Origin of the sequence: Lentzea sp. NPDC092896 (assembly GCF_044754905.1) — a bacterium.
Taxonomy (GTDB): Bacteria; Actinomycetota; Actinomycetes; order Mycobacteriales; family Pseudonocardiaceae; genus Lentzea.
The window spans coordinates 705,095-717,886 of the sequence record NZ_JBIVPX010000005.1 but is presented as its reverse complement, the minus strand read 5'-3'; the positions used below and the strand labels follow the sequence as shown (position 1 = coordinate 717,886).

The 12,792-nt window shown below is 68.3% G+C and carries 13 protein-coding genes and 5 tRNA genes; 6 read left to right on the top strand and 12 right to left on the bottom strand.

All coding sequences use genetic code 11. The features are described 5' to 3' along the window. Positions 1-301 precede the first annotated feature (301 nt). Positions 302-760, bottom strand: a complete 459-nt coding sequence (locus tag ACIQF0_RS27855; protein WP_401033880.1) for a nitroreductase family deazaflavin-dependent oxidoreductase — start codon at positions 758-760, stop codon at positions 302-304. 10 nt (positions 761-770) lie between these two features. Between ACIQF0_RS27855 and ACIQF0_RS27850 the strand changes: the two genes are divergently transcribed. The 4 genes from ACIQF0_RS27850 (at position 771) to ACIQF0_RS27835 (ending at position 5,621) form a co-directional block, all read left to right on the top strand. Beyond that, complete coding sequence (locus ACIQF0_RS27850) at positions 771-1,730, top strand: lycopene cyclase family protein (RefSeq protein ID WP_401033878.1); 960 nt, start codon at positions 771-773, stop codon at positions 1,728-1,730. Positions 1,731-1,853: 123 nt separating this feature from the next. Then, a complete protein-coding gene (locus ACIQF0_RS27845; protein ID WP_401033875.1) occupies positions 1,854-3,530 on the top strand; it encodes a GGDEF domain-containing protein in 1,677 nt (558 codons plus the stop codon). Between the two features lie 154 nt (positions 3,531-3,684). Beyond that, positions 3,685-4,749 (top strand): glutamate--cysteine ligase, encoded by a 1,065-nt coding sequence (locus ACIQF0_RS27840; protein ID WP_360031295.1) that lies wholly within the window; start codon positions 3,685-3,687, stop codon positions 4,747-4,749. 71 nt (positions 4,750-4,820) lie between these two features. Then, entirely contained in the window at positions 4,821-5,621 is an 801-nt protein-coding gene (locus tag ACIQF0_RS27835) for an SAM-dependent methyltransferase (RefSeq protein WP_401033871.1), read from the top strand. Here ACIQF0_RS27835 and ACIQF0_RS27830 read toward each other — a convergent pair. Genes ACIQF0_RS27830 through ACIQF0_RS27820 form a run of 3 tightly spaced genes read right to left on the bottom strand, consistent with a single transcriptional unit; the run spans position 5,618 to position 8,789 of the window. Then, positions 5,618-6,448, bottom strand: coding sequence for a UbiA prenyltransferase family protein (locus tag ACIQF0_RS27830; protein WP_401033869.1), 831 nt, complete (start codon positions 6,446-6,448; stop codon positions 5,618-5,620). The two genes, ACIQF0_RS27835 and ACIQF0_RS27830, sit on opposite strands and share 4 nt — an antisense overlap. After that, entirely contained in the window at positions 6,436-7,515 is a 1,080-nt protein-coding gene (locus ACIQF0_RS27825; RefSeq protein WP_401033866.1) for a cytochrome P450, read from the bottom strand. The genes ACIQF0_RS27830 and ACIQF0_RS27825 overlap by 13 nt, the downstream gene beginning before the upstream one ends. Then, a complete protein-coding gene (locus tag ACIQF0_RS27820) occupies positions 7,512-8,789 on the bottom strand; it encodes a prenyltransferase/squalene oxidase repeat-containing protein (protein WP_401033863.1) in 1,278 nt (425 codons plus the stop codon). Before ACIQF0_RS27820 ends, ACIQF0_RS27825 begins: the two co-directional genes overlap by 4 nt. Before the next feature lie 156 nt (positions 8,790-8,945). Here ACIQF0_RS27820 and ACIQF0_RS27815 point away from each other — a divergent pair, with 156 nt between their 5' ends. Further along, complete coding sequence (locus ACIQF0_RS27815; RefSeq protein ID WP_401033860.1) at positions 8,946-9,356, top strand: CBS domain-containing protein; 411 nt, start codon at positions 8,946-8,948, stop codon at positions 9,354-9,356. On the opposite strand, the gene ACIQF0_RS27810 is transcribed toward ACIQF0_RS27815, so the two are convergent. From ACIQF0_RS27810 to ACIQF0_RS27780, 7 genes are all read right to left on the bottom strand, one after another. Beyond that, complete coding sequence (locus ACIQF0_RS27810) at positions 9,353-9,805, bottom strand: NUDIX domain-containing protein (RefSeq protein ID WP_401033857.1); 453 nt, start codon at positions 9,803-9,805, stop codon at positions 9,353-9,355. The two genes, ACIQF0_RS27815 and ACIQF0_RS27810, sit on opposite strands and share 4 nt — an antisense overlap. Before the next feature lie 16 nt (positions 9,806-9,821). Beyond that, a complete protein-coding gene (locus tag ACIQF0_RS27805; protein ID WP_401033921.1) occupies positions 9,822-10,646 on the bottom strand; it encodes a DUF72 domain-containing protein in 825 nt (274 codons plus the stop codon). Between the two features lie 67 nt (positions 10,647-10,713). After that, a tRNA-Ile gene (locus ACIQF0_RS27800) sits at positions 10,714-10,791 on the bottom strand. A gap of 91 nt (positions 10,792-10,882) precedes the next feature. After that, positions 10,883-10,955, bottom strand: a tRNA-Leu gene (locus ACIQF0_RS27795). Position 10,956: 1 nt separating this feature from the next. Beyond that, positions 10,957-11,030 (bottom strand) — tRNA-Leu (locus ACIQF0_RS27790). An 8-nt stretch (positions 11,031-11,038) separates the two neighbouring features. Further along, positions 11,039-11,111 (bottom strand) — tRNA-Gly (locus tag ACIQF0_RS27785). Positions 11,112-11,126: 15 nt separating this feature from the next. Next, positions 11,127-11,195: transfer RNA gene (locus tag ACIQF0_RS27780), tRNA-Trp, on the bottom strand. Between the two features lie 377 nt (positions 11,196-11,572). Between ACIQF0_RS27780 and ACIQF0_RS27775 the strand changes: the two genes are divergently transcribed. Beyond that, complete coding sequence (locus ACIQF0_RS27775; protein WP_401033854.1) at positions 11,573-12,058, top strand: NUDIX hydrolase; 486 nt, start codon at positions 11,573-11,575, stop codon at positions 12,056-12,058. A gap of 109 nt (positions 12,059-12,167) precedes the next feature. Here the strand turns inward: ACIQF0_RS27775 and ACIQF0_RS27770 are convergent, their stop codons facing one another. Further along, the gene (locus ACIQF0_RS27770) at positions 12,168-12,719 is read right to left on the bottom strand and encodes a hypothetical protein (protein ID WP_401033852.1); all 552 of its coding nucleotides are present in this window, start codon (positions 12,717-12,719) and stop codon (positions 12,168-12,170) included. Positions 12,720-12,792: the final 73 nt, after the last annotated feature.

The window sequence follows — 12,792 nt, the reverse complement described above, 5'->3', positions numbered from 1 at the left end:
CTCAAAGGAACTACCTCGACGAGGAGGTAATTCATATATTACTGGCTGTGTTTCGGCACGCTGTTGAGTTCTCAAAGAACACGCGCACACCGCAGTCACATCAGCTTTTCGCTGACTTACTTCCGGGGCTTGTGTTGCTGAAGCTTATTTTGTCTTGCGCGCCGGTGTCAAATCGGCCTCTAGGAGGCTTTCGTCTTCCGGCTTTGTGGTCAGGCCCGTTCCGGCTTGTTTCCCGGCCCGTGTCGCTCTGACTTGGAGAACATTACACGGGGCACTTTCGATCTCCAAATCGGGGGGTCACCTAAGCGCCAGAACCGCCACTGACCTGCGCGTTCGTCACCGCGAAGACCGGATGGCGGTCGGCCTCCGCCTCGAACGCAGAGACGGGGTCGCCGACCCGTGCGTCGAAGAAAGGCCTAGTCACCGGCTCTTTACGCACGTAAGCGGCCAGCACGGGCGCCGCGACGGCCGCGGAAACCTCGTTCAAAACGACTTGACGTGACCTACGTCCCCTTCGCAGGACCGCCGAACCAGCCGCCCGTGCGTTGTGCACCCAGTCGCGAACGCCGTACGGCGCGACGAGCCACTCCTGGCCGTCGTGCTGCATCAGACGAATGGGAATCGTCCGCTCCGCACCACTGCGCCGGCCACGGATGGTCAGCAGCACGTAGTAGGAGGGCGCGATGCCGAGAGAGACAGCGCGACTGATGACGACGTTGCCGACGCGACGGACGAGGTGCTGGCGGTAGGTCTTGGCCACAAGGTCAATCATGGACCTCGTGACGTTCGACGTGGTGGTGATTGGCGGAGGTCCGGCAGGCCGTGCGCTCGCACGCGCCTGTGCAAACGAAGGTCTCCACACGGCGATCGTCGACCGTCACCCCCACCGGCCCTGGACGGCGACGTACGGCGCGTGGGCCGATGAACTCCCCACCGACACCCCCATCAAGTCCGCAAGCACCACTGTTCGCGCGTACGCGCGCGAGGAGCACCTGATCCAACGCACCTACGTCGTGTTGGACAACGCCAAGCTCCACGAACTGCCGGACACAATCCAAGTGCTCCAACGGCCAGAAGCAGCGCGCTACACGTTCAACGCCACCGGCGCGCGCAAGGGCCGTGCCGAACAAACGGCCGTAGGCACGGTCATCGAGTCGGACAGCACCGAGACCACGCTGATGGACTGGCGCGGCAACGGCGACACGTTCCTCTACACGGTCCCGCTGGGCGGCAACCGAGTCCTCGTGGAGGAGACCTGTCTGGCGCGGCGGCCCGGCATGCCCTTCCAGGAACTCCGCGACCGCCTGCACGCCCGCCTGACCCCGAGCCACGAAGAAGAACGCGTGCGCTTCCCACTGGACGCGCCAAGAACAAGCAACGCGTTCGGTGCGGCGGCCGGCTTCATCCACCCCGCTACGGGCTACAGCGTCGCCACCTCGCTGCAACTCGCCCCGCAGGTCGCGCAGGCGATCAAGGCGAACGAGGACCCGAAGCACGTCATCTGGCCCCGCAAGGCCCGCGTCGTGCACGCCATGCGCAAGCACGGCCTCGAAGCACTGCTCCGCCTCGACGCCGACGAGACGAAGGACTTCTTCGAGCTGTTCTTCCGGCTCGACCCGGAACTGCAGCGCGCGTACCTGTCCGGCCGCGAGGACGTCAGGGGAACGGCGAAGGCCATGTCGGCGATCTTCAGGGCCGCGCCGGCCCACCTCAGGTGGAAACTCCTCTAGCGAACTCCCAGCGTGAACGTCGTGTCACCGAGCGCAGCCCCGGCGTGGCAAATCGTCGCCAACCTCGTGAACAGCTGGTGAACCCGCTTGGTGCGCGTCGTTCGCACCGGCACGATCGGAGGCGTGCCCGCCTTGCTGGATGACGTCAGGTTCGCCTTCCAGCCGCTGTTCAACCTGAACACCGGGGGCGTCGTCGCGATCGAGGCTCTGGCCCGGCCGCACGACGGCAGCGTGCAGGATCTGCTCCAGGCCGCCTTCCGGGCGGGCCTGCTGGCCAACGCCGACGTCGGACTCGCCTGCCGCGCCATCCGGTCCGCGGCCGACTTCGACCTGCTGCTGCCGTTGCACGTCAACCTGCTCGCGATCACGATCGCGGACAAGCCCGAGGTGATGAGCCCTCTCTACGGTGCTCTGCGGGACGCGGGGCGTTCGCCGGACAGCATTGTCATCGAGATCGGTGAACCGTACTCACGAGCTAATCGCGCGCGCCTCGCCCGTGGCATGCAAACGCTGCGGAACAACGGTTTCCGCATCGCGCTCGACTGCGTGGGCGAGGGCGACGTGCCGCTGGGCCTGCTCACGAGCGCGTCGCCGGACTACGTCAAGCTCGACCGCGAGATCGTCCGCACGCTGCCCGACGACGCCGCGCGGGGCGCGCTGGTGAAGTCGTTGGTGCACCTTGGCGAGTACACGGGCGGGCAGGTCGTGGCCGAGGGCGTGGAGACCGAGGCGGAGCTGACCTACCTGCGGAAGCTGGGGGTGGGGTACGCGCAGGGCAAGCTCCTCGCGCCCCCGCAGCGAAGACCGGCGGTGAACGCCCGCATCGCGCCGGAGGCGGTCACGGAGACCGGCGAGATCCGGCGCAGCACCACGGGTCCCCGGATCACGGCGTTCCTGCACCCGGCGACGACGCTGCACGAGCACGCGACCAGTGAAGAGGTGCGTGAGGTCCTGGCGTCGCAGCCGTCGGTCACGGGTGTCGTGCTGGTGGACGACGAGGGTCGCCCCAAGTGGTCGGTGGACCGCAACAGGTTCCTTCTCGCGGTGACGGGTCCGTACGGCCATGCCCTGCACGCCAAGAGGGAGGCCGCACGGCTCGCGGACAAGCCACATGTCATCGGCACCGAGTCGTCGGCGCTCGACCTGTTGGACGTGGTGACGGGTGCGAACCGTGAGCGCACCAACGACGACCTCATCGTCGTGGACCACAACGAGCGGTGCATGGGCGTTGTGCGCGTGGCGGACGTTGTGCGCGGTGTCGCGGAGCTCAAGGTGGAGCAGGCGGCCGCGCTGAGCCCGCTGACGCGTCTTCCCGGCAGTGACGCGGTCGCGAAGAACGTGGACCAGCGCATCGAGGCCGGCGAGATCTTCGCGATCTCCTGGCTGGACGTCGACAGCTTCAAGCTGGTCAACGACACGGTCGGGTTCGCGGCCGGGGACGATCTGATCCGCGAGATCGGGCACGACCTGGCGGACCTGGCGCACGCGTTCCCCGGTGTGCAGGTCGGGCACGTCGGCGGCGACGACTTCCTCCTGCTGGCCGGGCTCGACGAAACGGTGCCGCTGAGTGCGCGTTTGCTCGACAAGTCGTACACGGCAGAAGGACGACACGTCACCCTCTCTCTTGCGACCCTTATCTGTGCCCCGGGATCAGTGGGGTCGTATCGCGAGGTGTCGCGGTTGCTGGCACCGGTGAAGGAGCACGCGAAGTCGCTTGCGGGGTCCAGCTGGGTCATGGGCCGGCCGGGCACGGAACGACGTGACGTGCTTCGTGGTGTCGCGCAACGCGCGGTGAGTTAACAAGTACAACCAAACGCCTCCTGTGCGGCGCGCTGATCACTCATAGCATCGATGTTGCTACTCAGCGCACTGGAGGTTCGGCGTGCACGTCGGCAGCAGAACTCAAGCGGTACCCGCGCAACGCACGAGCTCGGATGGCCTCCTCACCGTTGGTGTGGAAGAAGAATTCGTTCTCGTCGAAGCCTCCACCGGCCATTTGGCCAACCGTGCCAAGGAAGTGCTCGCCGGGGCCGACCGGTTCGAGGTCGATCTGCAGCCGGAAATCGCGCAGTATCAGGTGGAATCGGCCAGCGGAATCTGCACGGACATGGGCGTGTTGCGCGACGAACTCGCGGTGGCGCGGCGGGCGTTGATCGAACGGGCCGCGCGGCACGACGCGAGACTGGCCGCGACCGGAACGCCCGTGCTGGGCCTCACGATGCCGACGCCGCTGACGAACTCCCCGCGCTACCACCGGATGGCGCAGGAGATGGGAGCGCTCACCAACGACCTCGCGATCTGCGGCTGTCACGTGCACATCGGGCTGCCCGACGACGAGTCGAAGATCTTCGTGAGCAACCACCTGCGGCCGTGGCTGCCGACGATCCTCGCGCTGGGCGCGAACTCGCCGTACTGGCTCGACGGCGACACGGGGTACGCGAGCTGGCGGTACGTGGTCTGGAACCGTTGGCCCACTTCGGGTGCGCCGCCGCACTTCGACTCCGCGGCCGAGTACTTCACGGCACGGGAGGAGATCGTGGCGAGCGGCGCGGCGATGGACGCCGGGATGCTCTACTGGGACATCCGGCTCTCCGCCCGTCATCCCACGCTCGAACTGCGGGTCTCCGACGTCGCGCCGACGGTCGAGGAGGCGGTGCTGATGGCCGCTCTGGTGCGCGGGATCGCCGCCACCGCACTGAGTTCCGGTGCGACGCCCGTGACACCGCCGCCGCATCTGCTGAAGGTCGCGATGTGGCGTGCCGCGCGGGACGGTCTGGAGGGCTTCGGCATCGACCCGGTCACCGGCGCGCCCGCGCCGGCGTCCTCGATCGTCGCGTCGTTGCTGCGGTGGATCCGGCCGGCGCTGGAGTTCTCCGGTGACTACGAGATGGTGACCACCGGGATCGACCGGTTGCTGCTCGACGGCACGGGCGCGGTGCGGCAGCGCAGGGCGTTCGCGCGCCGCGGTCGCCGCGACGACGTGGTGGGATTCCTGGTCGCGCAGACAGCACCGGTCTGACGTTCACTCGATCGGGTAAATCTGGGGTCGGCTTGGGTCACCTCCAAGCCTCGATCCGGTAGTTAATCCCCGTGGCCACCCCCATCTGGGCACCGGGAGTGAACGGCCCGGAGCTTCCCAACACCGCGCGGGTCAGGGACTACTGGCTCGGCGGCACCCGCAACACCGAGGCCGACCAGGAACTGGCGGACCACCTCGTGTCCGCGGCACCGCACCTGCCGTACCTGTGCCGCACGCACCGCTCGTTCCTGGGCAGGGTCGTCAGGAGACTGACCGCGCTCGGCGTGCGGCAGTTCATCGACCTCGGCTCCGGCCTGCCCACCGCGGGCAACGTGCACCTCGTCGCGCCCGACGCGCGCGTGGTGTACGTGGAGATCGACCCGGCGGTGGCGGCCGAGGGCCGGGAGATCGTCGCGGACGAGCCGCGCGTGTCGTACCTGTGCGCGGACCTGTGCGATCCGGAGAAGGTGCTGGAGTCGCAGGAGGTCCGCTCGACGCTGGACCTGTCCGAGCCGGTCGCCGTGCTGGTGCTGGACGTGCTGCACTTCGTCTCCGACGACGCCGAGCCGTACAAGGTGCTGGCCAAGTACCTGAACGCGCTGGCGCCCGGCAGTTATCTCGGGCTCTCGCACACGTGCCGCGACCCGTTCATGCTGGCCGCGGTGGGGCTTTTCGGTGCCATGTACGGGGATCAGCCGTTGCCCGCCTTCACGTTCCGGTACCCGGAGCAGGTCGTGCGGTTCTTCGACGGCATGGAGGTCCTGGAACCGGGCGTGGTGCCGATCCCGTTGTGGGAACCGGATCCCGGCGAGGTCCAGGACCGCAATCCCGAGAACTTCCACGGCTCCGGCGGCCTGGCGCGCAAGATCTAGGCCAGCAACGGGATCGCGGCCAGCACGATCGTCGACGTCACGGCCATCGACATGCCGTAGCGGAGTTGCTGACCCGCTGTCGGCAGGTCTCGCGCGAGCAGGAACGCCGAGCACGCGACGACACCGACCGCCGCCCAGAACGGCCCGAACCGGAACCACAGCCCGCCACCGACCAGCAGCAACCCGCCGACGGTCAGCTGGGTGGTCGCGTTGACGGCGTGCCTCGTCCCGTACACGACTGCTGGGGTGCGTGACCCGACACGGGCGTCGCCGGCGCGATCGGGGACCGCCCACCACAGCGCCCGCCCCGTCGCCAGCGCGGCGACACCGGAGAACACGAGCCACACCGCCGGATCGGCCTGTCCCCCCGCCGCCGAGTAGGCCGTGATGCTCGGCAGCAGCCCCGCGGCGATCGCGAGCACCACAGGACCGGAATATCCGCGCCGTTTCAACCTGACCGGTTCGAGGTTGTAGGCCAGGTACAGCACCAGGATCAGCCCGACGCCCACCGCGACCTTCCACGACACGGCGGTCGCCAGCGCGAGCGCGAAGATCATCTCGAAGATCGCCAGCGCGAGCACCTTCCGCGCACCGATCTCCTGCACCGCCTGGGCCAGATGGCGTTTGTCGGTGGTGTGGATGTCGTTGCGGACGTCGGCGTAGGCGTTGAGCGGGTTGCCGGAGATGATCGCGACGAAGTTGGCGAGCACCGCGATCACGACGGCGAGGTCGAATCTCGTCGCGTAGCAGGCACCCCAGGCGGCGGCGCACGCGTAGTGCATGCCGAAGGGGTGTTCCAGGCGGTGGAGATGGGTCAACGCCGGCAAGTGGCCACCATCGCGAGGTCCGGCGGCGGCGCCATCGCGGCGCCCCGCAGCTGGGGTGTGCTGGTCGGGGAACTGAGCCGAACGTGCCTGTGCGCCAGCAACGCCCGGACGATCAGGCGGATCTCCAGCAGCGCCAGGTCCTTGCCGGGGCAGTGCCGCACTCCCCCGCCGAACGGGAAGTACGCGCCGGGCGGCGGTGGCGTGCGAGCAGGGTCGAAGACGTGCGGGTTCTCGTACGTCGCTGCCCGGCGGTGCGCCAGGTAGATGCTCGGCGTGATCACCATGCCCTCGTCGCTCATCCGGTTGCCGGCGAGCGCGGCGGGCGGGGACAGCCGCAGCGACTCCCTGATCGTGGCGTCGAGCCGGCTGTCGTCGAGACCCGGTGTCCGGCTGATCCAGTACAACGTCCAGGCGGTGGCGCTCGCGGTGGTCTCGTGGCCCGCGAACAGCAGCGAGACCACCTGGTCGCGCAGGTCTCGCCTGGGCAGGAACGCTGCCAGCGCCGGTGGTTCGGCGGATTGGACGCGGTGCAACAACATCGCGTCCAGCCGCGGGTCGAACCGGGTGGTGCCGGGGGTCAGGTAGCGGTGCGCGAGGGTGCGGGCGCGGCTGCCGAGGCGCCGGTCCAGCCAGCGGGTGAACGCGGTCAGCAGTTCGTCGTCGTCCACGCCGAAGAGGACGCGGCCGATGATCCTCAGGGTGAGTTTCCTGGTCCAGGCGGAGACGCTGGTCGGACCGCTCGGCAGTTCGGCGATCGAGCGGTCGGTCATCTCCTCGATCAACGCCTGGTACCGGGCGCCCCGCAGCATCGGGGCGAGTGTGCGGCGGTACGCGGTGTGCTCGGCGCCGTCGAGCCACAGCACGGATCGGTTGCCCAGCAACGGGCTCAGCGTGCGGCTCGGCGGGTGCCGCAACGCGCGGTCGTTGCGGAAGAGCGCGGCCATGACGTCCGGGTGCCAGACGAGCCAGCGCCGGTCCCGGAGCTTGACGAGGCCGTCCTCGACGCTCTCCACCGAGTCGAGGAACGGGATCAGCCGCAACGTGAACCGCAGCTCCGCCCGGTTCACCGGCGCACCGCGCAGGCGAGGTGGAGTGCGGCCAGGCCTTCCGCCTGGACGATTCTCGTTGGGGTGTAAAGGTCTTTGTCGTGCCACAACGGCGGGTGCTCGCGGTCTCCCCACTCGTGCAGGAACTTCGCGCCGCGGCTCATCGCTGCGGTGACGTCCCGCTGTGCGTGCGACAGGATCCGGATGGCGTAGGCGGTCTCCTCGTAGGTGCCTTCCCAACGGCCCCACGAGCCGTCGTCGTGCTGGGTGCCGAGGACCCAGTCGACGGCCTTTTCGTTGCCTTGCAAGGCGTTCGTGACGCACGCGGTGGCGTAGTAGGGCGAGGCGTGCCACTTGTCGCGCCAGTTGCCCGCCGGTTCCTGCATGTCCCGCAACCACTCCTCCAGTTCCCGGTCGTGCCCGACGGCCTGCAGCGCGTGCGCGTTCGTGCTGGTCGACGGGGTGCGCTCGTTCGGGAAGCAGGCGAAGTGGCGGGCTTCCCGGTAGTGCTCGAGGGTGTCCGCCGGACCTGGGCTGCCGCACAACGCGAGGGCGTGCAGCGCGGTGGCCGTGTCGTCGGCGTCGGCAGGTAGTCCCGGTCCGCCTGCCGCACCTCGTGCACCGAACGCGGCGTGGAGCTGCTCCACCATCGGATCGGGCACGTCCACGCCCGCGGTCCGGAGGGCGACGATGATCCAGGAGCGTTCGAACAGCGGGACCGGGACTCCGGCGGGAACGGGACCTCCGTGTCGTTCTTGGACGGCCTCCAAGTAGCGGAGGCCGGCCCCCGGCACCGGGCCCTGCAGCTGGACCGCGGTCGCGGCCGGACTGGCGGCGACGACCCCGCCGACCGCGACGACCTCGGGACGTGGGCCGAAGATCTCCAGCGTGTGCCAGAGCTTGTCCGGCAGCGGGCGTTGCCTGAGGGCGTGCAACGGGCGCGGGTCGAGCGACGTGCGCAGGCCGAGCCGTTCGGCGAGCGCGGGGACGATGAGCTCGACGGCGACCGTGTCCGGCAGCTTCACCGGGCGGCTGAGCAGCTTGCGCAGTGCTTCGAGACCTCTGCGCGCGGCCGGGTGCTCGTGCAGCGCGTCGACCGCGCTCAGGGTCGGGACCAGCGCGTATTCGCCGGGACCGCCCCACGTCCCGTCGGCGTGCTGGGTGTCGAGGAGGTACCGGATCCGGGCGTGGTGCCCCTGCAACCACGGAGCGAGCGCGACGAGTCTGCCCGTCTCGTACACGGACGGTGAAAGGCCGCCCCAGGGATCGTCGGTCAGTCGCGCCAACAGCCTCATCGCGGCCCCCGGAGATAGCAACTGCGTCACTCTAGGAACACTCAGAGTAGCACTCTGGGCCGTTGGGCAGGCAAGGGTCTAGTCCGTTCAGCGGACTGATCTGCGGGGTGACGCGGGTGAGCGGATGCTCGTGGAACAAGGCCGGAAGGAGAGGTTGTGACGACAGCGCGCGAGATCATGCACCCCGGAGTGCAGTGCGTGGACGAGGACGCGAACCTCGTCGAGGCCGCCCGCATGATGCGGGACCTCGACGTCGGATCCCTGCCCATCTGCGGCAAGGACGACCGGCTGCGCGGGATCATCACCGACCGCGACCTCGTGATCAGGGCCGTGGCCGGCGGTCTGGACCTGACCTCGACCAAGGTCAGCGAGTTCGGCTGCCACGTCCACTGGGTCGACGCCTCGGACTCGGTGGCGCAGGTGCTGAGGACCATGGAGGACAACCAGATCCGGCGGGTGCCGGTGATCGACGACCACCGGCTGGTCGGCATGGTGTCGGAGGCGGATCTCGCCCGGCACCTGTCCGAGCACGACCTGGCGTCGTTCGTCGAACGGGTCTACGCCTAGCCGTCCGACCTGCCCACGCCGTGCTCCAGGTAGCGGGTCTCGCCTGATTCCCTGGCACGCAGCGCTTCGGAGACGCGGCGCGCGAGTCTCGGGATCAGGCGCCGGCCTGCCTCGTCCGGGGTCACGAACTCGTACCGCCCGAGCTCCTCCGCCTGGAGCTGGATGTGGTCGTCGGCGGTGAGCAGGCCGCCCTCGAACACGAACAGGACGCGGTCCTGGTCGCCCTGGGGTGCCCAGTCGACCACGAGAAGCCTGCCGGGTTCCCTGACCAGGCCCAGTTCTTCCGCCACCTCGCGGCGACAGGCCTCGCTCGGAGTCTCGCCGTGCTCGATCACCCCGCCCGGGATCTCCCAGTGCGGCTTGTAGGTCGGCTCGACGAGCAGAAGGCGACCGGCGTCGTCGAAGAAGAGGGCGCCCGCCGCGGAGATCGCTCTGCTGCTGTGATCCACAGTTCCTTTGTACGGCTCAGAACAGGGTCGCGGGCTCGACCGGTTCCGGCTCGGGCAGTGGATCGAGTCCGGGAACCAGCACGCGCACGTCGTCGTGGAAGCGACGGGCCAGAGCGGGTGCGTCGTCGTTGTTGGGCGTGTGCACGAAGAACGTCGGCGAGAGTCCTTCGCGGAGCCAGTTCGCGACCACCTCGGCCCACGGCCGCCATCCCTCGACCGTCTCCTCGACGGAGTCCCGGCCCAGGTAGCGGACGACCGGCCGATCGGTCAGCGCACGCGTCCGCCGCGGCATCCTCGGCTTCTTGGCCCACGCCTCCGCTTCGCCCTCGCTGGTCGGCGGGCTCTGGAAGAGGACCTCGGTGTCGAACGTCATCCACTCGGCGCGCGCGTCGTCGAGCGTTGCTTCGAGCAGTTCGGTTGAACGAGCGTCGGTGAAGAAGTCGAGGTGACGCACCTCCACCGTGCGCCGGAGGTTGGTGGGCAGCCTGCGCAGGAACCGGCCGAGGGCCTCGACATCGAGCGGGCCGAACGACGCGGGCAGCTGCGTCCACAGCACGGCCCGTTCACCGAGGGGTTCGATCGCGTCCAGGAACGCTCGCATCTCCACCTCGACCCCGGCGAACCTGCGCTCGTGCGTGACGACCTTCGGCAGCTTCACCACGAACCGGAATCCGGGATCGGTCTGCTGCGCCCACGTTTCCACGGTGGTCCTGGCAGGGGTCGCGTAGAAGGTGGTGTTGCCCTCGACCGCGTTGCACCAGCCCGCGTATGCCCGCAGACGTTCCTTCGGTGGCAAGGGTTGTGGCAGGAACCGACCGGGCCACGCTTTGTGGTTCCACATCGCGCAGCCGACGTGAAGACGCGCCACTCCCACCCACTCCCCTTGGTCGTGGGTCCAATTTATCGTGTGGTCGTCCCGCCAGGATTTGAACCTGGGACCTACCGCGTATCAGACGGACGCTCTCACCGGGCTGAGCTACGGGACGGAGTGGAAGACGAGGGTGTCGAACCCTCCAGGGCGATCTTGCAAGGATCACCTGCGCGCCGGCGCGTCCCCCGTTGTATGAAGTTGTGCAGTGCCGCGGGCAGGATTCGAACCTGCACTGGACGCGTTCTGAGCGCGTTGCCTCTTCCGTTGGGCTACCGGGGCGTGCGGATCCAGGGATTCGAACCCTGACTGTCATGGCCCTCAACCATGTGCCTCTACCAGTTGGGCTAGATCCACGTGTAGCGAGCGGTCGGAGGGCATCGAACCCTCTTCTTCGGTTTGGAAGACCGACGTGTCCGCCGAGTTCACCACGACCGCATTGTTTTCGAGCAGCACCGATGGAAGGAGTCGAACCCTCGGGTAACGGGTTTGGAATCCGTTCCGCTTCCCAAGCTCATCGGCATCGACAGAGGACAAAAAGAAAACCGCCCAGGTTTCCCGTGGGCGGCTCCGAGGTCATGACCTGGGGATCAGGTCATGGCGTGGAGCCCCACGCCACCGCCAGCAGACCGCCGGCGATGAGGGCGAGAATTCGCCATCCCGCGAGCTGTGCGTTGGCAAGCATGTCTTCCTCCGGTTGATCTCTGTCGTTCGTGATGGGACCAAGCTATGCGAGCTTCGGACAAGCTCGCAACGCATTTAATCAAGCTTCTCGCGGTGTTCCAGATGGTGGATCTCTGTTTCGATGGCGTTCATGTGGGGTACTGGGCCCGGATTCGGGGAGCGCCATCCGGACGTGGCGAGGTTGCTGGTCGTGCACACCCGCCGCCACCGACGAGGTGTCCTGGCTGGGCGGCGCGATGCCGTTGCGGGTCAGCGCCCACGCCGGTCCGGCCGACCTGCCTGACGAGCTGGTCACCTCGGTCCGGTGCGTCGTGCGGGTCGGCGAGCTGGTCGTCTTCTGCGAGAACGTCGACGGCGGCCACGTCCTGCCCGGTGGCCGGCGGCATCCCGGCGAGACGCACGCGGACACCGTGCGGCGCGAGGTGCACGAGGAGACTGGATGGCTGCTCGACGGTGAAAGCCTTCGCCCGCTGGGATGGCTGCACTTCGAACACCTCGCCCCGAGGCGTCCTGACTACCTCTACCCCTACCCGGACTTCCTCCAGGTCGTCTTTCAGGGCACCGCGACCGAACGCGCCGGTGGATCCGACTGGACCGACACCGACGGGTACGAGCTGCGTTCCCGGCTCGTGAGCGTCGCCGAGGCGCGCCGGACGTCCTTGAACGGCCCGCTGGCAACGACGTTCCTCGACCTGCTCTGAACGACGAACGGCGCGCACCCCGCAGGACGCGCGCCGTTCGAACGAACCGAGATCGGACGGTGTGGAGGAACCGCCCTTCGGGCGGCCCCTCCACGACATGATCAACGCATCAGAGGATGGTGGCCGTCGCGGCCTCGAGGCGGAGCGACTGGCCGGTGGTACCCGCCATCCTGTACTGGTCAGGACCGACGCAGCCTTCCTTCTGCCACCCGTAGTTCTGGCCGTGCGCGTTGTTGCAGCTCCACCGAGTGGTGTGGCGGAACCTGAACGCCTCCATCTGGCGGCTCTGTCCGGTCGTGCCGACCGCGAACTCCCGCCCGTCGTCCTCGCAGGGGAAGGCTCCCCACCCGATGTCCTTGCTGTGCGCCTGGGCACACGTCCTGCCGCCGGTGCTGTGAGCGATGATCAGGATGGCTTCGAGGCTCAGGGACTGGTTCTCGGTACCCGCGTAGGCCCAGTCCCCGTCGTTGCAGTCCCAGGCCGTCCAGCCGATGCCCTGCACGTGTCCGGAGAAGCAGAGGATCGGGCTGGCCGAGGCGCTGAAGACCGGGGCGGCGGGCCGGGCCCGCCACGCTTCGGCGCTGATTCCGGGAGGCGGCTTCTCGGTGTCCGCCTGAGCGGGTGCGGCCACCATTCCGATGAACGCGAGAACGGTCGTCAAGCAGACGGCGACACGTCTGCCGAGAGTGGTCTTTTTCTGCATGATGCGTCTGTCCCCCAGGTGTGGTGAAGGC